Origin of the sequence: Dactylosporangium darangshiense, from assembly GCF_039537565.1 — a bacterium.
In the GTDB taxonomy this organism is placed as follows: domain Bacteria; phylum Actinomycetota; class Actinomycetes; order Mycobacteriales; family Micromonosporaceae; genus Dactylosporangium; species Dactylosporangium darangshiense.
This window is the reverse complement of record NZ_BAABAT010000008.1, coordinates 132,238-154,677: the sequence shown is the minus strand read 5'-3', so window position 1 is coordinate 154,677 and position 22,440 is coordinate 132,238. Positions and strand designations below refer to the sequence as shown.

At 72.5% G+C, this 22,440-nt stretch carries 26 protein-coding genes and 2 pseudogenes; 13 read left to right on the top strand and 15 right to left on the bottom strand.

Annotation, left to right across the window (positions count from 1 at the left end):
- Positions 1-16 precede the first annotated feature (16 nt).
- The 9 genes and pseudogenes from ABD901_RS17740 to ABD901_RS17700 form a co-directional block, all read right to left on the bottom strand.
- The gene (locus ABD901_RS17740; protein ID WP_345128016.1) at positions 17-1,684 is read right to left on the bottom strand and encodes an AMP-binding protein; all 1,668 of its coding nucleotides are present in this window, start codon (positions 1,682-1,684) and stop codon (positions 17-19) included.
- Between the two features lie 5 nt (positions 1,685-1,689).
- On the bottom strand, positions 1,690-2,583 hold the full coding sequence (locus tag ABD901_RS17735) for a hypothetical protein (RefSeq protein WP_345128015.1): 894 nt from the start codon (positions 2,581-2,583) through the stop codon (positions 1,690-1,692).
- Positions 2,584-2,753: 170 nt separating this feature from the next.
- Positions 2,754-3,125, bottom strand: coding sequence for a hypothetical protein (locus tag ABD901_RS17730; protein ID WP_345128014.1), 372 nt, complete (start codon positions 3,123-3,125; stop codon positions 2,754-2,756).
- Between the two features lie 99 nt (positions 3,126-3,224).
- Entirely contained in the window at positions 3,225-3,578 is a 354-nt protein-coding gene (locus tag ABD901_RS17725; protein ID WP_345128013.1) for a hypothetical protein, read from the bottom strand.
- A gap of 116 nt (positions 3,579-3,694) precedes the next feature.
- Entirely contained in the window at positions 3,695-4,090 is a 396-nt protein-coding gene (locus ABD901_RS17720; RefSeq protein WP_345128012.1) for a hypothetical protein, read from the bottom strand.
- Between the two features lie 5 nt (positions 4,091-4,095).
- Positions 4,096-4,512: a hypothetical protein gene (locus ABD901_RS17715; protein ID WP_345128011.1), complete on the bottom strand. Its 417-nt coding sequence runs from the start codon at positions 4,510-4,512 to the stop codon at positions 4,096-4,098.
- Between the two features lie 149 nt (positions 4,513-4,661).
- Positions 4,662-5,300 (bottom strand): annotated as a pseudogene (locus tag ABD901_RS17710) (cellulose-binding protein); the annotation flags it as partial.
- 135 nt (positions 5,301-5,435) lie between these two features.
- Positions 5,436-6,488, bottom strand: a pseudogene (locus ABD901_RS17705) (lytic polysaccharide monooxygenase auxiliary activity family 9 protein); the annotation flags it as partial.
- A gap of 525 nt (positions 6,489-7,013) precedes the next feature.
- Entirely contained in the window at positions 7,014-7,826 is an 813-nt protein-coding gene (locus ABD901_RS17700) for a DinB family protein (RefSeq protein ID WP_345128010.1), read from the bottom strand.
- Positions 7,827-7,959: 133 nt separating this feature from the next.
- Between ABD901_RS17700 and ABD901_RS17695 the strand changes: the two genes are divergently transcribed.
- From ABD901_RS17695 to ABD901_RS17675, 5 genes are all read left to right on the top strand, one after another.
- A complete protein-coding gene (locus ABD901_RS17695; RefSeq protein WP_345128009.1) occupies positions 7,960-8,286 on the top strand; it encodes a hypothetical protein in 327 nt (108 codons plus the stop codon).
- A 142-nt stretch (positions 8,287-8,428) separates the two neighbouring features.
- Positions 8,429-9,607 carry an FAD-dependent monooxygenase gene (locus tag ABD901_RS17690; protein ID WP_345128007.1) on the top strand — a complete coding sequence of 393 codons (1,179 nt, stop codon included), beginning with the start codon at positions 8,429-8,431 and terminating at the stop codon, positions 9,605-9,607.
- A 29-nt stretch (positions 9,608-9,636) separates the two neighbouring features.
- Positions 9,637-10,659, top strand: coding sequence for a serine hydrolase domain-containing protein (locus tag ABD901_RS17685; protein ID WP_345128005.1), 1,023 nt, complete (start codon positions 9,637-9,639; stop codon positions 10,657-10,659).
- Positions 10,660-10,761: 102 nt separating this feature from the next.
- A complete protein-coding gene (locus tag ABD901_RS17680) occupies positions 10,762-11,484 on the top strand; it encodes a DUF998 domain-containing protein (RefSeq protein ID WP_345128004.1) in 723 nt (240 codons plus the stop codon).
- Entirely contained in the window at positions 11,481-12,038 is a 558-nt protein-coding gene (locus ABD901_RS17675; protein ID WP_345128003.1) for a hypothetical protein, read from the top strand. Before ABD901_RS17680 ends, ABD901_RS17675 begins: the two co-directional genes overlap by 4 nt.
- Before the next feature lie 471 nt (positions 12,039-12,509).
- Here the strand turns inward: ABD901_RS17675 and ABD901_RS17670 are convergent, their stop codons facing one another.
- A complete protein-coding gene (locus tag ABD901_RS17670) occupies positions 12,510-13,043 on the bottom strand; it encodes a GNAT family N-acetyltransferase (protein ID WP_345128002.1) in 534 nt (177 codons plus the stop codon).
- Positions 13,044-13,052: 9 nt separating this feature from the next.
- Positions 13,053-13,622 (bottom strand): helix-turn-helix domain-containing protein, encoded by a 570-nt coding sequence (locus tag ABD901_RS17665; RefSeq protein WP_345128001.1) that lies wholly within the window; start codon positions 13,620-13,622, stop codon positions 13,053-13,055.
- A 78-nt stretch (positions 13,623-13,700) separates the two neighbouring features.
- On the opposite strand from ABD901_RS17665, the gene ABD901_RS17660 reads away from it, so the two are divergent.
- The 5 genes from ABD901_RS17660 (at position 13,701) to ABD901_RS17640 (ending at position 16,936) form a co-directional block, all read left to right on the top strand.
- Positions 13,701-14,426 carry a dienelactone hydrolase family protein gene (locus ABD901_RS17660; protein ID WP_345128000.1) on the top strand — a complete coding sequence of 242 codons (726 nt, stop codon included), beginning with the start codon at positions 13,701-13,703 and terminating at the stop codon, positions 14,424-14,426.
- 49 nt (positions 14,427-14,475) lie between these two features.
- A complete protein-coding gene (locus ABD901_RS17655) occupies positions 14,476-15,024 on the top strand; it encodes an FBP domain-containing protein (RefSeq protein ID WP_345127999.1) in 549 nt (182 codons plus the stop codon).
- A 32-nt stretch (positions 15,025-15,056) separates the two neighbouring features.
- Positions 15,057-15,650, top strand: coding sequence for a DUF3592 domain-containing protein (locus tag ABD901_RS17650; RefSeq protein ID WP_345127998.1), 594 nt, complete (start codon positions 15,057-15,059; stop codon positions 15,648-15,650).
- Positions 15,651-15,711: 61 nt separating this feature from the next.
- Positions 15,712-16,383 carry a DUF4184 family protein gene (locus ABD901_RS17645; RefSeq protein ID WP_345127997.1) on the top strand — a complete coding sequence of 224 codons (672 nt, stop codon included), beginning with the start codon at positions 15,712-15,714 and terminating at the stop codon, positions 16,381-16,383.
- 118 nt (positions 16,384-16,501) lie between these two features.
- Positions 16,502-16,936: a hypothetical protein gene (locus ABD901_RS17640; RefSeq protein ID WP_345127996.1), complete on the top strand. Its 435-nt coding sequence runs from the start codon at positions 16,502-16,504 to the stop codon at positions 16,934-16,936.
- Here ABD901_RS17640 and ABD901_RS17635 read toward each other — a convergent pair.
- Both ABD901_RS17635 and ABD901_RS17630 read right to left on the bottom strand, forming a co-directional pair.
- Positions 16,825-17,793: a helix-turn-helix transcriptional regulator gene (locus tag ABD901_RS17635; RefSeq protein WP_345127995.1), complete on the bottom strand. Its 969-nt coding sequence runs from the start codon at positions 17,791-17,793 to the stop codon at positions 16,825-16,827. The two genes, ABD901_RS17640 and ABD901_RS17635, sit on opposite strands and share 112 nt — an antisense overlap.
- 3 nt (positions 17,794-17,796) lie before the next feature.
- The gene (locus ABD901_RS17630) at positions 17,797-18,717 is read right to left on the bottom strand and encodes an SDR family oxidoreductase (protein WP_345127993.1); all 921 of its coding nucleotides are present in this window, start codon (positions 18,715-18,717) and stop codon (positions 17,797-17,799) included.
- Between the two features lie 150 nt (positions 18,718-18,867).
- On the opposite strand from ABD901_RS17630, the gene ABD901_RS17625 reads away from it, so the two are divergent.
- Positions 18,868-19,746, top strand: coding sequence for a fructosamine kinase family protein (locus ABD901_RS17625; protein ID WP_345127992.1), 879 nt, complete (start codon positions 18,868-18,870; stop codon positions 19,744-19,746).
- Positions 19,747-19,908: 162 nt separating this feature from the next.
- Here ABD901_RS17625 and ABD901_RS17620 read toward each other — a convergent pair whose 3' ends face one another.
- On the bottom strand, positions 19,909-20,493 hold the full coding sequence (locus ABD901_RS17620; protein WP_345127991.1) for a YciI family protein: 585 nt from the start codon (positions 20,491-20,493) through the stop codon (positions 19,909-19,911).
- A 26-nt stretch (positions 20,494-20,519) separates the two neighbouring features.
- Between ABD901_RS17620 and ABD901_RS17615 the strand changes: the two genes are divergently transcribed.
- Positions 20,520-21,128, top strand: a complete 609-nt coding sequence (locus ABD901_RS17615; RefSeq protein ID WP_345127990.1) for a hypothetical protein — start codon at positions 20,520-20,522, stop codon at positions 21,126-21,128.
- A 184-nt stretch (positions 21,129-21,312) separates the two neighbouring features.
- Here the strand turns inward: ABD901_RS17615 and ABD901_RS17610 are convergent, their stop codons facing one another.
- Complete coding sequence (locus tag ABD901_RS17610) at positions 21,313-21,855, bottom strand: DUF6939 family protein (protein ID WP_345127989.1); 543 nt, start codon at positions 21,853-21,855, stop codon at positions 21,313-21,315.
- 82 nt (positions 21,856-21,937) lie between these two features.
- Between ABD901_RS17610 and ABD901_RS17605 the strand changes: the two genes are divergently transcribed.
- Positions 21,938-22,387, top strand: a complete 450-nt coding sequence (locus tag ABD901_RS17605) for an ATP-binding protein (protein WP_345127988.1) — start codon at positions 21,938-21,940, stop codon at positions 22,385-22,387.
- Positions 22,388-22,440 lie beyond the last annotated feature (53 nt).

Here is a 22,440-nt window from a genome sequence, read left to right as displayed (position 1 = left end):
ATCGGCTCTTCGGCGCTCAGGCGTCCCAGAACTCGCCGTCGGGGCGCGACTGCGGGTCGGCGTGCTTGGCGTGCTCCTGTGCGCGCAGCTCGACGCGGCGGATCTTGCCGGAGATGGTCTTCGGCAGCTCCGCGAACTCGAGTCGGCGGACCCGCAGGAACGGCGACAGGTGTGCGCGGCAGTGGGCGAAGATCGCCCGGGCGGTCTCCTCGGTGGCGGGCCAGCCGGCGGCGAGGACGACGTAGGCCTTCGGGACCGCCAGGCGCAGCGGGTCCGGCGAGGGCACGACCGCGGCCTCGACGACGGCCTCGTGCTCGATGAGGACGCTCTCGAGCTCGAACGGGGAGATGCGGTAGTCGGAGGCCTTGAACACGTCGTCGGCGCGGCCGACGTAGGTGATGTAGCCGTCGGCGTCGCGGGCGCCGATGTCGCCGGTGTGGTAGTAGCCGCCGGCCATCGCCTCGGCGGTGCGCTCCTCGTCGCCGTGGTAGCCGGTCATCAGGCCGAGCGGGCGGTGGGCGAGGTCGAGGCAGATCTCGCCCTCCTGCGACGGCTCGCCGGTGGTGGTGTCGATGAGGGCGACGGTGTAGCCGGGGGCGGGGCGGCCCATGGAGCCGGGCCTGACCGGCTGGCCGGGCGAGTTGGCGATCTGGACGGTGGTCTCGGTCTGGCCGAAGCCGTCGCGGATCGTCACGCCCCACGCCTTCTGGACCTGCTCGATGACCTCGGGGTTGAGCGGCTCGCCGGCGCCGACGGCCAGCCGCGGCGGCGCGGCGAGCTGGGTCAGGTCGGACTGGATGAGCATCCGCCACACGGTCGGCGGCGCGCAGAAGCTCGTCACGCCGCAGCGCTGCATCTCGCGCATGAGCGCCGAGGCGTCGAAGCGGGTGTAGTTGTAGATGAACACGCACGCCTCGGCGTTCCACGGTGCGAAGACGTTGCTCCAGGCGTGCTTGGCCCAGCCGGGCGAGGAGATGTTGAGGTGCACGTCGCCGGGGCGCAGGCCGATCCAGTACATCGTGGACAGGTGCCCGGCCGGGTAGGACGCGTGGGTGTGCTCGACGAGCTTCGGGCGGGCCGTGGTGCCGGACGTGAAGTACAGCAGCAGCGTGTCGCCGGCGTCGGTCGGCGCGTCCGGCGTGAACGTGGCGTCGTCGGCGAGCGTGTACGGCAGCCAGCCCCCGGCGTCGCCGCCGACGGCGATGCGGGTCACGGACGCGTCGACGCCGTCGAACTTGGCGGCGGACGCGGCGCCGGCGATGACGTGCCGTGCGCCGCCGCGGGCGACCCGGTCGCGGGCGTCGGCCGGGCCGAGCAGCGGCGTGGCCGGGATGATGACGGCGCCGAGCTTCATCGCGGCGAGGATCGTGTCCCACAGCTCGACCTGGTTGCCGAGCATGAGCACGATCCGGTCGCCACGGGCGACGCCCTGCGCGCGCAGCCAGTTAGCGAGCCGGTTGGAGCGCTGCGACATCTGCGCGTAGGAGAACCGCTGCTCGCGGCCGTCCTCCTCGACGATCCACAGCGCGGGCGCGTCGTTGTCCTTCGCGACGGTGTCGAACCAGTCGAGGGCCCAGTTGAAGGAGCCGAGCTCGGGCCAGCGGAAGCGCGCCACCGCGGCCGCGTAGTCCTCCCGCGTGGCCAGGAGCAGGTCGCGGGCCTCTCGGAACGACGCGTACGACATGGGCGTCAGCCTAGGCCGCGGTGCAGCGCGCCCGCCAGACGAGCGAGCCAGGGGCCGGGGCCGCCGTCCAGGGCCGGGTGGGGTTCGACGGTCCAGGACCGCACGTCGCCGGGGGTCAGGCCGGCGACCCCGGGCAGGCGGCGCAGCCGGGGCGTGAGGCGCACGCCGGGCAGCTCGGCGAGCAGTACCGCGTCGAAGAGGTCCTTCCCGCCCGCGGCGCCGAGGCGTTCGTGGTCGGTGGCCAGCCACTGCAGCTTCCACGCCAGGGACAGCGACGGGCCGGCGGTCCACAGCGCGTGCAGTGCGCCGTCGGCGCGCGGGATCGCGGTGAGCACCGGCGGCTCGGGCAGCGTCTCGTCGTAGGCGAAGTCCACCTGCACCGAGCCGTCACCGCCGGCGAACGGCACGACGATCCGGGCGCCGCCGCCGCTGTCGTAGTCGTAGTAGGAGGACGTGAACAGCGCCTTGGCCGGTTCCAGGCGCACGCCCTCGGGGGTCACCGGGCGGCGCTCGATGAGGCCGAGGAGGTCCATGTGCGGGCGGTCGGGGTCGAGGTCGTCGCCGCGCATCCAGCTCAGGCCCTCGGGCGGCAGCCGCGGGCGGAAACCCTCCGCCTCCCAGTCCTCGGGCGCCCACAGCTCGTCGCGGCTGCGGCGGTGCACCGTCTCCGGGGCCGTCCGCAGGCGGTGGGGGTCGTCGACGTACGGGTAGGGCCAGAAACGATCCTGCACCCCGACCGCGCCGGGGCGCACGACGAAGTCGAGGTCGCCGGGCGCGCGGGCCCGGTCGCCGGCCCAGGCGAGCATGGTGACGCTGCCGCGCAGCACCAGCGCACCCGACAGGGGCGACCCGCCGATGAGGGCAAGGACGTGGTCGATGGCGGACCGGCGCGGGTTCACGGCCCGAGGCAGCCGGCGTCGGCGGCCGGGTAGCTGTCCCTGACGAGCACGGCCCGAGCTTCTCACACGGAGGCCGGCGAGCAGGGCGGCGGCGGCCAGCAGCGCGGCCACTGCGGCCGCGTCGCACGCGCATCCCTCTCGCCGGCGGTCCTACCGTCGCCGCTGCGGCGTTACTTGGATTCCGTTTTCCGCGCCCCGCTGCGGGCGGCGGGGCGCTTGGCGGCGCTGTGCTCCTCGCCCTCCATGAGCTGCATAATCCGCGGTGCGAGCGCGGAGGCGAGGGCGGGCGCGAGCGAATCGGCGAGTGCGCCGGCGAGCGCCTCGGCAATGAGCACCCGCTCCAGCAGCGGCGTGCCGGGCGCGATCCGGGGCGCGATGCCCATGACGGACTCGAGGATGCCGGCGGAGCCGCCGCGGCCCCGGCCGGCTCCTGCGCCGCCGCGGCCCGCGTCGTTGAGGATGTCGAGAATGAGGTCGTCGATGAGGGCGTCGACGGGCTGCGACTGCGCGCCCTCGTGTTCGTGCGGCGTGTCGGCCGGCATGGGTGCTCCGTTTCCCGCGCTGGTGGGCGGCCCGCCCCGCCGCCGCGGAAGTGACGGCGGGACGGACCTGGTCGGTAATGACCGGTGGTGGCGCGCCGGCTAGCGGCGGGAGAGCATGGCGGCGAGCAGCAGCGGGTGCTCGATCATGCTCTCGCCCTCTTCCTCGCGGCGGCGCATCATCATCGCCATCAGCAACGGGTGCTCGATGCCCATGCCGCGGCTACGGCGGCGGCCGCCGCGCGCGAGCGCGGCGAGCATGAGCGGGTTGTCGAGGATGCTTTCGCCCTCCTCGGAGCGCCGCTTGGCGAGGGCGGCGATCATCAGCGGGTTTTCGAAGATGCTTTCGCCCTCTTCTCGGCGCGAGAGCATGGCGGCGAGCAGCAGCGGGTGCTCGATGCCCATCCCCATCTCGCGCTCGCTCGACTCCTGGCGCTCGGCGGTGGCACTGGTCACGGACTTCTCCCTCGGTCGGGCGGACCCGGCCCGGCTCCCGAGTCTGTCCGGGCCGGGGTTACGCGCCAACGGTCGCGGAAGGTCGCATGATCCGGCGTCACCTGAGCGGCGTGACCTCACACGCCCCAGCGGACCAGGACGCGCTCGGGCTGCTGCGGGTGGACCATGACGTTGACCCGCTGCCCGACGCCGGTCTGTGCGGCGGCGCCGAGCGGCAGCAGGGTCTCGCGGCTGACCGGGTACGGCGGGCGGTCGCCGACCTCGACGAGCAGGTCGAGGCGGACCATCGCCTGCATGTTCACCCGGGCGCCGGTGTCGGTCAGCCCGATGATCGTCGCGGCGCCGGGCGTGCCGATGCGCAGCAGCTCCAGGTCGGCGGTCTGCGCCTGCATGCTCTGCTGCATCTGCTGCATCTGGGCCATGCCGGCGCGCATCTGGGCGGCCGGGTCGTAGTTCGCGGAGATCTCGTTCGCCTGCTTCTGCAGGCGGCGCAGGTCGCCGAAGAGTCCCATGCCGCTCAGACCTGGCCGAAGAGGTTGCCGTAGTGCACGGCGAGCTGCGTGTCGCCGCGCATGCGGGCCGGCCAGCCGGTCGCGGCCTGCTGCCACGCGTCGGCGGAGATGCCGAACGACTGCGCCTTCGCGACGAGGCCGTCGGCGCCGAGCCCCTCCTGCGAGGCGGCCTTGGAGATCCGGGCGTACATCGCCAGGTCCACGCCGGCGATCGGGGCCAGGCGCGGGTCGTCGGCGGCGATGCTGGTCGCGACCGGGGCGCCGAACGCGTTCGCGGCCGTGTAGCCGGTCATGCCGTAGGCGGCCTGGGTCTGCGCGGCGTAGGCCTGCGCGGCGGCGGCGGTCTGCTGCGCCTGCGCGACCATGTCGGGCGCCTGTGCGGCGACGTTGCGGAGGTCCTTCATCTGCTTGAACAGGCCCATGGTGTACCAGTGCTCCCTCTGGTCGTGGTTGACGCTCAGTGACGTTAGAGAGCGGGTTGCCCGTGCGGCGTCAGGAAAATGATCGACGGTGTGTCACGAATGCGCACCGAGGCGGGGCCCGCCCGGCCGGGCGGGCCCCTTGAGCTTTTTCAGCAGCCGATGCGCGAACCGCCGACGGCCACGTCGTCGAACCACAGCGTGTCGTCGCCGACGCCGTAGCTCTCCCAGCCCAGCCGCAGGTCGGTCACCTGCGGGCGCCAGGTGCGGGCCAGCCACTGCTGGTCGATGTCGGCCGTCGGGGTGCCGTCGACCGTCAGGCCCGGCACCTGCGTGCCGTTGAGCCACGTCGTGAGCAGGCCCCGGCCGTCGACCATGAACTCGACGCAGTTCCACGCGTTCGTGGACAGCGGCCGGCTCTGGGCGACGCCGTTCGGGCTCTGCGCCGGCAGGGTCGCGTCGTCGGACTCGCGGTTCCACTGCAGGGCGCCGTTCTGCCCGCCCATGCGCAGGTCCTTGCCGTCGGCGTTGTCGTGCAGCGCGGCGAACGCCACGTGGGCCGAGGGCAGGGCGGTGCTGTGGCGGACGTAGAACCTGGCGTACCACAGCGAACCCAGGCCGCTGAGATCCTTGGTCGGCTTGACGAGCACGTGGTTGCAGTACCCGGCCTTGCCGTCGATGCGGACCGACTTGCCGCCGCTGTGCGCGACGGTGCTGTCGACGCTCGCCGTGCCGCTGCCCTGGCAGTCGCGGTACGACAGGCCCCACGCGCCGGAGACCGTCGTGCCGGTCTGGCTCTCGAAGCCGTCGCAGAATGCCGCCGTGGTACACCCCGCCGGCGGCGGCCCGCTGCTGGTGCTCGGGCTGGGGCTGGTGTTCGGCGTCGTCGGCGGCGGGCTGGACGGCGGCTGGCTGCCGCCGGCCGCGGTGCAGCTCAGCTGGGGCGCGGTGCCCGCGGAGCCGTTGCCGAGCAGGCCGAAGCTGGTGCTGCCGCCGCCGGGCACGGTGCCGTTCCAGGTGACGTTCTTCGCGGTGACCGCGGTGCCGCTCTGGGTGACGGTGGCGTTCCAGCCCTGGCTGACCGTCTGGCCGCCGGTGTAGTTCCAGCCGACGGTCCAGCCGGTGATCGGCGCGGTGCCGGGGTTGCTCACCTTGATGTCGGCCTGGAAGCCGCCCTGCCAGCTGCTGGTGATGGAGTACGTGGCGGTGCAGCCGCCTTGGCTGTTACCCGGCGCGGACGGCGATGGCGATGTGGAGGGGGCCGGCGAGCTGTCCCCGATGCCGGTCACCTCGCCGTGGCCGCCGTCGAACATCACGTCGGAGCAGCCGTAGAACGTCTCCTGGCTGTCCGAGCGGGCCCACACCGAGTAGATGAGGTGCCGGCCGGACTTGGCGGTGGGCAGCTTGCCCGACCAGTTGTAGTGCCCGTCGGCGGTGCCCGGCGAGCCCACCATCGGCGGGTTGGTGACCTGCAGGAACGGCGTGGACTCGAGGTCCGACCACGCCATCGGCTTCGTCGGGTCGAAGCCGTCCTTGGTGACGTACAGCGAGAACGTGCCCGGGTGCGCCGCCCAGTTGCTGTAGTCGAACTCCATGGTGGCGCCCGACGTCAGGTGCGTCACCGGCCAGTCGTTGCGGGCCAGGTCGAAGCCCGAGAAGTCGTACACGGTCGCCGCCGCGCTGCACAGCTTGCCGTCGGGGATGAACCCGGCGGTGCGCCCGGCACCGTCCGAGCGCAGCTCCGCGAACCAGTTGTACAGCGAGTTGGGCCCGCTCTGCGCGACGGCGGCGGCGCACGCGGGGTTCTTCGGCACGATCTGGCCGGTGGCGGTGAGGCCGTCCTTCCAGCACAGGTACGTGCGGCTGCCCGGCACCATCATCGCGCCGTGCGCGGACGCCGGGGTCGCCATCGCCACCACGGCGCCGGCGCCGGCCAGCACCGCGGCGAACCACAGCGCAAGCCTTCGTCTGGGGTTCATCCTCACTCTCCTGTCACATCGACAACTGTCGTTGCAGCGGATTGAAGGCCGCTGACCAGCGGATTGACAACGCCGCGCCCGGCCGCGCGCCCGGGTACAGGCAATGTCGGGCTCCAGTTGATCCGTTACACATCAGCTTCACTTGAAGGGTGACAGTCGGCCGACTCTCTCGGGCCTTGCTGTCACAGTGCGTAACTGGTGTGCTGCCTATTGCTGGAACATGCGGCCTTCATTGCCGGGTCAAGACGCGCGGATCGCGGCAGATCAGCGCACCTGATCTTGGTTGGTGTGCTCACTCGGCTACACGCTGCCAGCCGATCAGCGGACATCGGTTTCCGACACCGCCGCCGACTCGACCCGGCCGGCCAGCTGGACGCCGAGCAGGGCGGGCACGAGATCGACGCCGCGCGGCACGTACGACGCGAGGCGGGCTCGATCCAGTCAACGGAATCGGCTCGCGCAGCGTCAATACGGCCGCCTGTCCGCAGAACCCGGGACAGGCGGCCGCATTGACGCTCACCGTCGTCAGCGCCCGAGCAGCACCGCCAGGTCACGCTCGGCGTAGAGCCGGTGCTGCCACTCCTCGCCGGACAGGTGCAGCAGCACGTTGCGCAGCCGGTATGCCCGGGACTCCGGCCAGCCCGGCACCGGGTTCGGGGTGGTCTCGGTGTCGAGCGACTCGTCGGTGAGCCCGTCGACGACCTCGCGCACCGTCGCCATCCGGTCCCGGCGCAGCTTGAGCACCGTCTCCAGGGAGGGGCGCGCCTCGCGGTCGCGGGTCAGGCCGGGCGGCAGGTCACGGGACGGGTTCGGGTCGTCCCAGGGCAGGCCGAGGGCGTCGAACGGCGCCGGGTCGCCGAGCACCGTGCGCCGGATCCAGCCGTCGGTGACCAGGACGAGGTGGCGCAGCGTCTCGATGAAGGACCACTCGCCGCCGACCGACTCGTGCAGCTGCTCCGGGTCGAGTCTGCGGGCCCGCTGCACCGTCTCCTCCCACAGCCGCTCCAGGGTGTCCCAGGCCTCGCGGAACCCGGCGGCGTCGGCCGGGCGCATCTTGACCCGGTCGGGGTACAGACGGTCGAGCTCGGCCTCAACCAGGGGACCGACCTCGACCCCGTTGACCTTCAGGTTGCCGACGTCGCCGGAGATCTCGACGTCGGTGAGCTCCACACCGGTCAGCCGGACGCGACTGAGCTCCATGATGTGCAGGCGGGTGTTCGCTATCTCGCAACCGCTGAACTCGACGTCGCTGAACTGGGTGAGCTGGAATCGGGAATTGGCCAGATCGGTCCGGAGAAACCGGGAACCAGCGAGATTCTCATCGATGTAGTCCACCATGGACAGCGACCTTAGCACCGCTCTTGCGTGCCAGTCGCCCCTTCACGTGACTGCCCCCGGTCCCGCGCACGTCTAACGTCGGGATGCGAACGGCTGCCGCTGCGCGGCTCACGATTCGAAGGGCGGGTCCCCCTTGCGTCGCCCCAACGCGGTGCACATGCCGGCCGGCTGTCTTCCGCTCGGCCGCCTCCAGGTTTCTCAGTGTTCGTTCGCGTCGGTTACGCACAACGGCGACCGGCCCCCGCTCGCCGAGTGCGTGCTCAGACTCGACGAACCGTTGCCGTGGCACGTGCTGGACCTGGCCAGTCCCGTGCTGCCCGAGGATCTGCCGGGCCTGCCATGGATGACCTGTCTGCCGCACGATCCGATCCGCGCCATGCATGAGTTCGTCGCCGGCGTCACGGTCCGTATCCGGCATGCTCAAGGCCCGTGTAACCCATCAACTGAAGTCACCGTGTAACGCATCAAGCGGAGTACGACACCCGGGTACAGGCAAATGCGATGAAAGATTCATCACCGGGCGCTAGGCACCCTCGTGCCGGATGGATAGGCTTCCGTCGCCTCCTGCACGTTTCGTCCCCTCGCATCACATGGAGTCACGGATGGGTTCGCACCCCCTGCGCGTTGCCGTCGTCGGGTCGGGCATCGGCGGCCTCACCGCCGCGATCGCCTTGCAGGCCAAGGGCTTCGAGGTGGAGGTGTACGACCAGGCGAGCGAGCTTTCCGAGATCGGCGCCGGCGTCTCCCTCGGCGGCAACGGGATGCGGGTCCTGGACACCATCGGCCTCGGCCAGGCCGTCCGCGACGTGTCCAGCAACCTGCAGCGCATCGAGTTCCACCACTGGAAGACCGGCGACATCTTCTACGAGCACCCGATGGGCGACTGGTACGACCAGCACTTCGGCGGCCCGTTCCTCGGCGCGCACCGCGCCGACCTGCACCAGGTCCTGCTCGCCGGCTACGACGGCACCCCGCAGCTCGGCCGCCGCTGCGCCGCTGTGCACGAGTCCCCCGACGGGGTCGAGCTCGAGTTCGCCGACGGCACCAAGGCCCAGGCGGACATCGTCGTCGGCGCCGACGGCCTGCGCTCCGCCGTGCGCCACCACGTCACCGGCCCCGACGAGGCCGTGTTCTCCGCGATGAGCTGCTTCCGCGGCCTGGTACCGGTCGACAAGGTCCCCGGCGGCGAGAAGTTCGGCCTCACGTTCTTCCTCGGCCCCAACCGGCACCTCGTGGTGTACCCGGTGCGCGGCGGCGAGCTGATCAACTTCGTCGCCTACGTCCCCGACCCGGAGTGGACCCTGGAGTCGTGGTCGGCGAAGGTCGAGCCGTCCGAGGCCCTCGCCGCGTTCGAGGGCTGGAACGACACGGTCACCACAATGCTCGGCAACGTCGAGGAGACCGGCCGCTGGGCCCTCTACGACCGCGAGCCGCTGCGCCGGTGGAGCACCGACCGCGTCACGCTGCTCGGCGACGCCGCGCACCCGATGCTGCCGCACGCCGGCCAGGGCAGCAACCAGGCCGTCGAGGACGCCGGCGCCCTGGCCACCTACCTCGCCATGGACTCGCTCACCGTCGCCGAGGCTCTGCAGCGGTACGAGCACCTGCGCAAGACCCGCACTCGCAAGATCCAGATGGGTTCGCGCGGCAACGCGGCCTGCTTCCAGCTGCCCGACGGCCCGGCGACCGAGGAGCGCAACGCCCGGCTCGTCTCGCTGCCGGACAACGTCGCCTGGATCCACGGCTATGACGTGTACGCGGACATCCAGGAGTCGCTGTAACCACCGCGCCCGCGGGCCTGGCCGACCTCGTGTCCGGCCGGGCCCGGCGCGCCCCCATGCCGGCCGTTGCGGTCGCCGTCTTCGACACCGCCGGGGTCCTCGCCTCGGCCGTGCACGGCACCGCCGACCTGACGACGGGCCGTGCTGTCACCGCCGATTGCTGGTGGGACCTCGCCAGCCTGACCAAGGTCCTCGTCACGCTGCCTGAGGTGCTGGATCTGCCGGCCGCGCGGGACCGTCCGATCGCCTCGTTCTGGTCCCGCGCGGCCGGCCGCCCGATCGGCGGCGCGACGCTGGACGACCTGCTGTCGCACCGCTCCGGGCTGCCGCCCGACGCGCCCTTCTATCGCACCCTGAGCGGGCCGGCGATCGTGGAGGCCGCGCTGGACACGACGCCGTCGCGGCCGGAGGCGGTGTACAGCGACATCGGGTACATCGTCCTGGGCGCCCTGGTCTCGGACCTGACCGGCTCGTCCCTCGCCACCCTGGCTGCCCGCCGCACCGGCCTGCGGTTCGGTTCCCTGGAGCCCGCGGCGGCGACCTCTCTGGAGCCGGCGGTTGCGGCCTCGCTGGAGTCCGCGGTGGCGGCCTCACTAGAGCCCGCGGCGGCGACCTCGCTAGAGCCCGCGGTGGCGACCGAGCGCTGCTCGTGGCGGGGCCGGGTGATCGTCGGCGAGGTGCACGACGAGAACGCGTGGGCGATGGGCGGCGTCTCCGGCCACGCCGGCGCCTTCGGCACGCTCTCCCTGGTCGCCGCGGCCGCCCGCCCGTGGCTCGCCGCGGGAACCCCGCCGTGCCTGGCGACGAACTCGGCTGGCGAACGTTTCGCGGCCGGCTGGTGGCTGCACCCGACCCGCGGCATCGGCGGCCCTCGTTCGGCCCCGGACAGCTTCGGCGCGTCGGGCTTCGTGGGCAACCGCGTGTGGTTCGAGCCGTCGCGCGGCTACGGCGTGGTCGTGCTCTCCAACCGCGTGCACCCGACCCGAATCGACCGCGCGCCGTTCGCGTCGTGGTGTGCCGACCTGTTCGGCACCCTGGCCGACCTTTTCTGACCGCGCCGAACTTTTTCTGGCGGGCTACGTCGAAACTCGCTGACCCAACTCGACGCGTGAGTGCAGGCAATCATCGCCACAGCGCCGAAGGAGTTTCACGACATGTCACGATTTATCCGCTTTTCTCTGCTCGCCGGGATCTTGGCCGCGCCTCTGTTCGCGGTGGTGGCGTTGGCGCAGGCCCTCACCCGGGACGCCTTCGACCTGACTCGCCACCCGGTGAGCATGCTCTCGAACGGCAACCTCGGATGGATCCAGATCTCCAACTTCGTGGTGACCGGCCTGCTGTCGCTCCTCGCGGCCTACGGCACCCGCGCGGTCCTGTCCGGGCCTGACAACGGGTCCGGGCCCGACGGCGGCGGCGGCCGAGGTGCGACGTGGGCGCCGCGGCTGCTGGTCATGATCGGCGCGGGCATGCTGATCGCCGCGGTCTTCCGCCTCGACCCGGGCGACGGCTTCCCGGCGGGCACTCCCCTCGGCGCCCCCACCACGATGAGCTGGCACGCGATCGTGCACAACGTCGGCGGCAGCCTGTCCTTCTTCGCGATGATCGCGCTCTGCTTCGTGCTGGCCCGCCGTTTCGCCGCCGAGGGCCGGCGCACGTGGGCCCGCACCGGCCGCATCGCCGCGCTCGCGTTCGCCGCCCTGCTGCTGTGGGCGATGACCGGCGGCCGGGCCGGTGCCCTCACCCTGTTCGTCGGCGTGATCCTCGCGTGGGGCTGGATCGCCGCGAGCTCAGGGTCGTTGCTGCGGCGCACCTACGGGTACCGTCGGGGTTCTGCCCGGATGCCCGCGCCGCGCGCGGCGACAAAGCTCAATGCATGACGACTTCGCCTCTCGTGCGCACCGGCGCCATCGCGGCGCCGGTGCTCCTGTTCGGCTACGGCGCCCTGCGCTTGATCGACGGCCTCGACGGCCACCACGACAAGGGCGGCCTGCTGTGGAATACGGGCCACGTGCTGTTCTTCGCCGCGATGGCGCTGCTCGGCGCGATGGCGGTCGGCGTGCGCCGGATGCTGCCGTTCCCCGACTTCGGCAACCGCCTGCTGTCCAACCTCGCGACGGTCGCCGCGCTGGCCAGCACGGCCGCCTTCTTGTGGGTCATCGCGGGCGACCTGTCCCCGGCGTTCGCCAATGCGGCGCCGCTGCCGGACGCTCTGCAGATCGCCGGGCCGGCCGCGTTCCAGCTCGGCATGCTCACGCTGCTGGTGCAGCTGGTCCGGGCACGGCGGCTGCCGGCCTGGAGCCCGGTCGCGGTGCTGTTCGGGTTCCTCATGATCGCCGTCAACCTCGATCTGATCCCGCTGGCCGCGGCCACGCTCTTCGCCGGGCTCGTGCCGCTGGCCGGGCTCCGCGCACCGGCTCGCCGCGCGGCCTGACGGTGGCACCGCGACACCCGCAACGCCGATGCCCGACCGCCGCGCGGCCGATAGCCGATGCCGGACCACGGCGCAACGCCGAGGCGGACCGCCGCGGGGCCGATGGCCGAGGCCGGACCGCCGCGCAACGCCGAGGCCGGGCCGTCGCTGCAACGCAGGGCCGTCGCGACCGCCGCGAAGCATCGCCAACCACCAACCACCGATCGCCGATCGCAGCCAACGCGCAAAGGCGAAGCAAGCGGGCAACGCAACGGTGGAAACGGTGGAGACGTGAGGAGCAAAAGGTGCGAGCGGCGTGCCGCGCGTGCACGTGCGCGTGGGTGCCGTGGTCGATCACTGCGAAGCCGGGCCAGTCAGGCGTTCAACGTTGGCGAGAGGGCGGGCATGTCGTCGCGATGCCGGTCGCGTGCCGCCCTTCCGCTTTCCTGCACTTAACCTTACCCGACGCCGTCAAATTATTGATCAACGCCGCTACGCAGTGTGAGAAGCGGTCAGCTGCTTGTAAAAGAAGCTGCATGGCTCGAGGGTGCCGGTCGGGGTGGTGGCGTAGTCGGGGACGATGCCGTAGCGCGTCCAGCCCGCTGTCTCGTACAAGCGCTCGGCTGGGCTGCCCGTTGCCGTGTCGAGCAGGAGCAGGGTCGCGCCGGCCGATGCTGCTGCCTGCTCGGCGGTGTCCAGCAGGGCGCGGCCCAGGCCGTGGCCGCGCGACAGGCTGTGGACCATCAGTTTGACGACCTCGGCGCGGTGGCGGCCGTTGGGCTTCGGTTCCAGGGAAAGGCTCACGGTGCCGACCACGCCGGTGCCGTCCTCGGCGATCCAGACCGTCAGGCTGCCGTCGCGGATCGACGGCTCGCGGCTGCGCCACCAGGCCGCGGCGTCGCGGGCGCCGAACGGAGCGCGGAAGCCGACCGAGGCGCCGCCGCGGACGACGTCGGCGAGGACCGCGGCGAGGTTGTCGACGTGTGCAGGGTACGACTGCGGGGACAGACGGGTGATCGTGTGCATGGGAATCCTTCAGGGCAGGACGATGAGCAGGACGTAGCGCACGTCGCCGGGGCCGGGGTTGACGAACCTGGACGGGCCCCACAGGCGGTACCGCAGGCAGTCGCCCGGGACGAGCGCGTGCGTGACGCCGTCGACGGTCAGCTGCAGCGAGCCGTCGAGCATCCACAGGTGGTGCTCGAGGCCGGCGACCGGGGGTTCCTCGTAGGCGATGTCCGCGCCGGGCGACAACACCGACTCCACGACCTCGCCGCGCAGGCCGGGGTGGGGCGGCGATACCGAGCGGCGCGTGAAGCCCGTCTCGTGGTCGCGCCACACCGGTTGCCGTGACGCCGGGAGCAGCTGCGGCGGTGCCGGCTCGACCTCGGCGAGGAGGCGCGACATCGGGCGGCCGTAGGCGGCGCAGAGCTTGCCCAGCAGCGCCGCCGTCGGGCTGATCTCGCCGCGCTCCAGGCGCGACAACGTGGAGCGGCTCACGTCGGCGCGCTGGGCCAGTTCCTCGAGCGACCAGCCGTGCTCGGTGCGCAGCTCGGCGAGGCGGCCGGCCAGGCGCGCGTCGAGCGGGTCCGACTCGTTTCCCATATCCGGGACGATATCTCAGATCTGGGAACGGCGGGTCTGTGGTGGTCGACACACGCCGAGGCTGGCAGCATCACGGCCATGACCGAGGTGTCCATCGGTACCGGGCATGGGGCGATGCCCGCGTACCTCGCCGAGCCCTCCGGGCCGGGGCCGCACCCCGGCGTCGTGGTCATCCACGATGCCATGGGCATGGGGCAGGACACCCGCGACCAGGCGGACTGGCTCGCCGGCGAGGGCTACCTCGCGCTCGCGCCGGACCTGTTCTTCTGGGGGCGGCGCATGACCTGCCTGCGCACGATCTTCGCCGACGTGCGGCGGCGCTCCGGGCCGACGTTCGACGACGTCGAAGCCGCCCGCGCGCGGCTGGCGGCGCACGAGGCGTGCACCGAGAAGATCGGCGTGATCGGGTTCTGCATGGGCGGCGGGTTCGCGCTGCTGCTCGCGCCGCCGGGCCGCGGGTTCGGGGCGGCGAGCGCGAACTACGGCACGGTGCCGAAGGACGCCGCCGGCCTGCTGCGGGGCGCCTGTCCCGTGGTCGGGAGCTTCGGCGCGCGCGACCTCACCCTGCGCGGGGCGGCCGAACGGCTGGAGCACGCGCTGACCGCGTGCGGGGTGCCGCACGACGTCAAGGAGTACGCGGACGCCGGGCACGGCTTCCTCAACGACCACGAGAAGGCCGGCGACCCGATCCCGTTCTCGGTGCGCATGGCCCGGCCGATCCTGCGGTACGGGCCGCACGAGGCGTCCGCCGACGACGCCCGGCGGCGCATCACGGCGTTCTTCGCCGAGCACCTGCGTGCCTAAGTGCTTTAATCGCTTCCCTAAACCCATTAGGCAGTCGTACCGTCGAGTCGTGGAACCGCTGACCGAACCTGACATCCGCGCCGCCTTCGTCAACTGCTCCCGCGGGGAGGCGCAGCGCGCCCACGTCCCGCGCGACCTGGCGGACCGAGCGTGGGCCAACCTTGACTTCCTGGGGTGGCGCGACCCGGGCGCGCCGGACCGGGCCTACCTGGCCGTTGAGCACGGCGGGGCGCTCGTCGCCGTGTCGCTGCGCGTCGCCGCGCAGAGCGGCCGTCGCTTCCTGCACCGCGGGATGTGCTCGCTGTGCCTCACCACGCACACGGGCAGCGGCGTGTCGCTGATGACCGGGCGCCGCGCGGGCAAGGCGGGGCGCAACGGCGACTCCGTCGGGGTGTACCTGTGCTCCGACCTCGCCTGCTCGCTGTACGTGCGCGGGCTGCGCAAGCCGGGCGCCGGCGGGCGGCTCGACGAGACGCTCACCGTCGAGGAGCAGGTGGCCCGCCTGCAGGGCAAACTGTCGGCTTTCCTCGACCGGCTCGTCGGCGACGCGACGCTCGTGGTGCAGGCACCACAGCACGGATCGAACCTGCACGACTGACCGGGGGCGCGGGGTTCGCGATGCTCGATGGCATGACGAACCCCCACCCGTACGCCGCGCCGCCCCGGCTGCCGGCGCTGCAGACCGGCGCCGGCATCGCCCGGCTCACCGGCGCCATCCTCACCCCGATCGCCCTCGTCATGGCCGCCGCCACCGCCCTGGTGTGGGTGTCGCTGCCCGCCGCGCCGTCGGCCGACGACTGGATCACCCTCGCGGTCACCGCCGCGTTCGTGCCGATCCTCGCCGGCATCGGGCTGCCACTGCTCGTCGTCGGCGCGCGCCGGCTCGCCCGGCTGCGGCGGGTGCTGCGCGAGGGCACGCCGACCACGGCCGTCATCACGGCGATCACCGGGCTGAACGCCGACCCCGACGAGCGCAGCGCGAGCCGGATCGACCTCGCCGTGGCGCTTCCCGGCGGTGGCACGGCGCAGGCCCGGGTGCGTCAGGAGGTACCGCTGCCGCTGTTGCGGTTTGTCGGGCCCGGTGTGCGCGTGCCCGTGCGGGTGGACTTGTCCGACCCGACCCTGGCCGTCATCGACTGGCGTTTCGTCGAGCGCCGCGAGCGCATCGCCGGTGCCGTGGCCGGATCGGCCCTGGTGGACCTCGCCGCCGGGCTGCTCGGGTAGATCCCGTGAAGGTTCCGTGTTCGGGAGCCTGTTTCCGCGGTGGTACCGCAAGACTCTGCCCATGCCACTGACGTTCCCGTCGCACGCGGCCGCCGTCCTGCCGCTGAAGTTCGCGCGGCGCCGATGGTTCGACGGGGTCGCGCTCGTCATCGGCTCGGCGGCGCCCGACTTCCCGTACTCGCTGTCGCCCTACCTCAACTACAACGCGCACACCTGGACCGGGCTGGTGCTGTTCTGCGTGCCGGCCACGGTCCTGCTCACGATCCTCACCCGCGCGGCGGCGCCCGCCGTCGTCGCGCACATGCCCGGCTGGCGGGTGCTGCGCCCGTTCGCGCTGCGCGACTACGCCGCCCTCACCGGCCGCCGCCACCGGCTCGCCGTCACGGCGCTGAGCGCCTGGCTCGGCGCCGCGTCGCACCGGCTGTGGGACCTCGTCACGCACGGCGCGAACGCCAGCCGCGGCACCACGCAGCTGACGTTCCTGGACGCGGAGGCGTTCGCCGGCCAGCCGTGGTGGCGGGTGCTGCACTACGGCTCGTCGGTGGTCGGGGCCTGGCGGTGCTCGCCGCGGCCCTGCACATCGCCCGCACCGGCTGGCTGCGGGCCGGGGCCGGGCCGGCGCCGTTGCCCCGGGCGCGCCCCCGGCTGTTCTGGACGGCCGCGGCAGCGGTGTGGCTTCCGGGTGTACTCGTACAGCCGTTCCTCGAGTGGTTCCTCGCACCGCAGGCGGTGATCGTGCGGCTGCTCGAGGTCGGCTGCGTGGGCCTGCTCGCCGCGGCGGCCGCCGTGTCCCTGAGTGATTCACAGGTTTCCTCAGGCTCGTCACAACCGAGCGGCGCAGGCTGACCACTATGGCGGTAACGGAAGCATCGAAGATCGTGCGCTGGTACGCCTACACGGGGTGTCTGTCGGTCGTGCCGTTCGTCGCCGAGGGGTTCCGGCTGCCGTGGTACGGCACCACGACCGTCCTCGCCGCGGCGCTGGCGGCGTGGGGGCTGATGGCCACGCTGATCCGACCGGCCGTGGCGGGGGTGCCACTGCCGGCGGTGTGGGCCGCGGCCGGGCTGCTGGCGCTGTACGGCACGGGCAGCCTCATGCTGCACAGCGCGGTGAGCGCGGGGGCGCTCGCCGCCGGTGGCTACGGGTGGGCGCTCGCGGTGGCCGCGCTGTCGTATCAGCGCCGGTACAGGGCGGCGGTGCGTTCCGCCGACGCGGCGAGCAGCTCCCGCAGCTCGGGCGGGGCGACCGCCTCGGCCTCCGGGCCGAGGGCCAGCAGCTGGGTGTAGGCGACGGGGACCGACTCCGCCGGAAGCTCGACGGTGACCCAGCCGTCGGCGTCCGGCGGACCGGCGCCCTCGGTCGCCGCCCGGTGCGCGATCGGCTCGACGGCGAAGCGCAGCAGCCGAAGCCCGGCCGGGCTGAGCCGCACGGTGACCGTCTCGGCCAGCACGGCCCGCTCGAACTCCACGGCCCGCTCGCTCCAGAACGCGGCGAGGTCGAAGTCGTCGTCGCGCTCGAAGCGCTCCTGCGTGGCCGTGGCCGCGCGCACCCGGTCGACCCGGTAGGTGCGCGGGTCGGCGCCGACGCGGCCCACGACGTACCAAATGCCGTTCTTGAGGACGAGCCCGAGCGGCTGCATGCTGCGCGTCACCGCGCCGGCCCGCCCCTGGTAGTCCAGCGTCACGACCCGGTCCTCCCACACCGCCCGGGCGAGCTCGCCCAGCAGCGGCGGCGGCGACGCGTCGCGGAACCAGCCCGGCGCGTCGAGATGGAAGCGCTGCCGGGCGCGCCCCGAGGCCTCCCGCAGCGAGTCCGGCAGCGCGGCGGCGACCTTCAGCTGCGCCGCCGCAAGCGCCTCGCCGAGCCCCATGTCGCGGGCCGGCCCGGGCAGCCCGGACAGGAACAGCGCCTCGGCCTCGGCGCGGCTGAGCCCGTTGAGGCGGGTCCGGTAGCCGTCCAGCAGCCGGTACCCGCCCGCGCGGCCCTGTTCGGCGTAGACGGGCACGCCCGCCGCCGACAGGGCCAGCACGTCGCGGTAGATGGTGCGCTCGGACACCTCGAGCTGCTCGGCGAGCTCGGCGGCCGTGCGCGTGCCGCCGGACTGCAGCAGCAGCACCAGCGAGATCAGCCGGGAGACGCGCACCGGCTAACGGTAGCCCTCCGTAGTCACCGGCCGCCCCTCACCGATGACCTCGGCGTCGTACCGCCACCAGTCGGGCCGGCTGCCGTCGGCATCGGTGAACCCGTACTCCTTCGCCAGCGCCGCGCTGGACAGCGAGGCCCCGTTCCAGCGCGCCCGGTCTGGGTCGGCGGCGAGGGCGGCGACGCCCCGCCCGATGTACACCGGCGTCTCCGACATCGCGAGGTGCGGATCTTTCGCGGCGCCGTCACGCCAGCTGGCCTCGGTGACGCCGAAGTGCTCGAGCATCAGCTCGGAGCGCAGGAACCCCGGCGTGAGCGACACCGCGGTGCCCCCGAAGCCCTTGAGCTCCTCGGACAGCGCGAATGCCATGCGCAGCACGGACGCCTTCGCCAGGTCGTAGAAGAAGGAGACGCGGTACCTGCTTTCGTTGTACTGCGCGGTGCCGTCGGTCACCTCCACCACGAGCCCGCCGGGCCGGCGCACGAGCAGCGGCAGCGCCGCGTGGCTCGTCACGATGTGGGTGTCCACGGCCAGCCGCAGGATGTGCAGCCCGACGTCGAGGTCGTCCTCCCACAGCTTCTTGTCCCAGCTGAACAGCCCTTCGGCCCCCCAGATGTCGTTGACGAGCACGTCGAGGCACCCCTGCTCGGCGTCGATGCGCGCCACGACGTCGCGCACCTGCCGCGGGTCGAGGTGGTCGGCCCCGATCCCGATCCCGTTGCCGCCGGCGGCCGTGACCATCTCGGCCGTCTCCTCGATCGTCTCCGGCCGCCCCATCTCCGACTGCCGTTCGCGGGTGGTCCGCCCCGTGCAGTACACGGTCGCCCCCGCCGCCCCGAGCTGCACGGCGATCTGCCGCCCGGCCCCGCGCGTGGCTCCCGCGACGAGCGCGACCCGTCCCTTCAGTGGTGCTGTTGCGTTCATGCCGTCACCGTCCCAGGAAAACCTGACAGGGTGCGTCGGCCTTTCCGGAGCCCTTGGGTTGGATTCGTGTTCGGGGTTTGGTCGTGTCGGGATCGTGCTCGATTTAGTCGTGTTGGGTTTGTATTCGGTTTGCCCGCTACATTTGCCGGCATGGAGCTGCTGCGGCGCCGGCTGCGCGAGGCCGGCATGCCGGTCGTCGCGGTGACCCCGGCCGCGGGCGGCGTGGTCGCGCTCGCCGGCGTCGTACGCTTCACGGACGGCTCCTCGGTGTTCGCCAAGACGCTGCCGACCCCCGTGCCCGGCCTGTTCGAGACCGAGGCCGCCGGCCTGCGCGCCCTGCACGACCTGGGCGGCGCGACGGTCCCGGAGGTGTACGCCGCGACACCAGCCCTGCTCGTCCTGTCCCGCCTGTTCCCGCGCCCCGCGACGCCCGCCTTCTGGGAACAGCTGGGCCGCATGCTGGCAACCTTGCACCTGTCCACAAGGGACACTGCCGCGGGCCGCTTCGGCTGGCCGGAGGACGGCTGGCTGGGCCGCCTCCCCCAGCGCAACGCATGGGCCAGCGACGGCCACCGCTTCTTCGCCGAACACCGCCTGCTGCGCTGGCTGCCCGAGCCGCACACCGAGGCCGCCCTGACCGCTGAGGACCGCGCCGCGCTCGAGCGCCTCTGCAACGCCCTGCCGGACCTGGTCCCACCGCAACTCCCGTGCCTGACCCACGGCGACCTGTGGACCGAGAACGTCCTGGCCTCCCCCGACGGCACACCGGCCTTCATCGACCCGGCCGTCTCGTTCGGCTGGCCGGAGACCGACCTGTCCATGCTGTGGTGCTCCCCGCGCCCGCCGGAGTCCCAGCGCTGCTTCGACGCCTACGAGGAGCTAGCCCCTCCCCCACCAGGTTGGCGGGACCGCATGAGCCTGCTGTACCTACGCGAACTGCTCAGCACGATCGCACACGGCGACGACGACTGGGGCGCCGCCGCAATGGTCCGCGAGATCATCGCCCCGTTCCGCCTCGCACGTTCGTAGCCAGCACGTTCCCGCCACGCAGTTTCATAGCCAGCACGTTCCCGCCACGCAAGTTTCATAGCCAGCACGTTCCCGGCTCGCCCGATCCTGGCTCGCACGGTCCCGGCTCGCACGGTCCTAGCTGGCACGGTCCTAGCTCGCACGGTCCTGGCTTACACGGTCCTAGCTGGCCGGCCGCCCGCCGAACTGCCACGGCCGCACGGTCACCTGGACGTCGGCTTTGATGTGCGCAACGGCTCGCACGAGCGCGCCCGCAGCATCGGCGTCGCCGGCCTGCACGCACGCGCCCACCCCGGCTGCGTTCCCGTCGAGGTCCCGCAACACCCCGTAGACGATCAGCCCGCCCTCATCGCTCGACCCGCCCTCGCCGCCCGGCCTGTCCTCGCCGCTCGGCGCCGGCGGTTCGTCACCGGTGAGCGCAACGGCGAGGAACCGGTCCCCGTCCGGCCCCGGGAACTGCCACATCGAGCGCCCGAGCAGGTCGTCGAACCGGTACACCTCGACCGCCTCGTACACCCCCGCCCGCCGATACGGCTCCTCCTCGGCAAACGCCCACGCCGCGTCATCGGACGGCAACTCAACGATGTGCAGGCTCCCCGTGACCTCGGTGCGATCGGCGTTGAACGTCGGCCCGCGCGCATACAGCTGCGCTTCGTACCCGTCCATGTACGACCAGTGCGCCTCCCTCAGCTCGTACCGCTGGTCCCAGGAGCCGGCGCGATCGGCGCAGTAAACGAAGTAACGCATCGATCGCAAGGCTACGATATGCAGTAATGTCCCCGCGTCCCCTCGGTGATCACCCGTCCGACCGCGCGCACGGCCCGCACAGCCCGGATGCGGCCCGGTTCGATCGCGCGCCCGGCCTGGCCGCGGCAGACCCCGCCGACATGGCCGGCGACGGCCGGGACCCGCACGCGGCAGACCTCGGCTGCGTGGCCGGCGACGGCCAGGACCCACACTCGGCAGGCCTCGGCGACACGGCCGGCGACAGCCGAGACCCGGACGCGGCAGGCCTCGGCGACACGGCGGGTGACGGCCGGGACCTGGACACCGCCGAGGTGGTCATCGACCTCGACCGGCCGGTTGCCGCGGCACCGAGGCCGCGCGAGCCCCGAGCCCGGTCTCGGCGGGGCTCGCGGGTGGCACTGGTCGGGGTGCTCGCACTGGCCGCCTTCGTGCCGCAGGCGGAGCCGGCCATGCTGAGCGCGGGCCGTACGGTGCCGTTGCCCAGTTACTGCACCGGGACGCCGATCCCCGGCGGTCGGCTCAACATCATCCAGGGCGACCACTTCATCATCCTGGACGCCACCACGAACACCATCGTCAACGAAGGGCGCTGCCCGCACGGCACCGGCAAGCGGTTCCAGAACACCGGCAAGTAAACCGACCGCGTTCACCCGCGCGAAGGCGAAACCGTGAGCCGGGCGCGGCCCGCAGACGCCGCCCTGCGCGGAGACGGAACCCCAGCTGGCACCGGCCGTCAGGAGACGGAGGCCCCGCCAGCGCCACCAGCGCGGAGACGAACCGGCCGGCGCCGGCCGCGTGCGGGTGGCGCGGGCGGTGTGGTCACCCGGTTGGCCACTCGCCGAGGACGTGTAATCGGATCAGGGCCGCGTGCGACAGGGGCGTCGACAGGTCGGAGACGTCGCCGTTGGTCGTGTAGTCCAGGAGGGTCACCGGGCCCGCCGTGGCCAGGCGGTGCAGCTGGGCGAGCTCCGCCGTGAGGTGATGGTCGAGGACGAAACGGTAGGCCGGCAGGTAGAGGCGGCGGCGGGCCGTCTCGTAGTCCAGCAGGTCGGTGCCGGCCAGCCCGGCGCGGTGGCCGCGGACCGGGCCGTGGCGGCGCACGGTGCGTTTCAGGCCCGTCATGCGGGTCGCGGACAGCAGGGCGCGGTCCACGTCGGCGGTGTCGAACACCTTCAGGGCCTGCCAGATCGCCTCTACCGACGTGCCGGTCTCGCCCGGGCTGAGGGGGACCGGGATGCCGCCGTGCGGATAGAACGGGCTGAAACGCACCCACGGGTGTGGGCCGCGTGAGGTGACGTCGACGACGGTGGTGACGGTGGTCTTGGCGGCGCGGCTGCGGTGGTGTGCGACCCGGATGTCCATGGGCGCATCTTCCCCGATGGGTACGACAGTTTTCGGTGCGCGCGTGGTGGGTACGCCGGTGGTCGCGACGAAGGAGGAAAATGTGCCGCAGCACGAGATGCGTCTGCAGTTCTCGCTGGAGCTGCCGCGCGACGCCGCACTGGTCCGCGACGCGCGGCGGACCCTGGACGGGGCGCTCGCGGGCGCCGGCGTGACCGAGGACTGCCGCGACGACATTCGGCTCGCGCTCACCGAGGCGTGTGGGAACGTCGTGTCGCACGCGAGCCTCGCCAACGGGTACCACATCGAAGTCACGGTCGACGAGGGCGAGTGCGTGATCGAGGTCACCGACGACGGGGGCGGGTTCGACCCGGCGCTGGTGCCGGCGGTGGACCCCGTGCGGCCCGCCGACGAGCCGGGCGGGCTGCGCGAGAGCGGGCGCGGCCTGCACGTCCTCGCCGCCGTGGTGGAGCGCCTCGACGTGGTCTCGGTCGAGGACACGGGGACCCTTGTCCGTTTCAGCAAGCATCTGACGTGGGAACCGACCCACTGATGGGTGACCGTCCGGACGGGAGTAATCGGCCGTTCGGACGTATGCTTACCCGG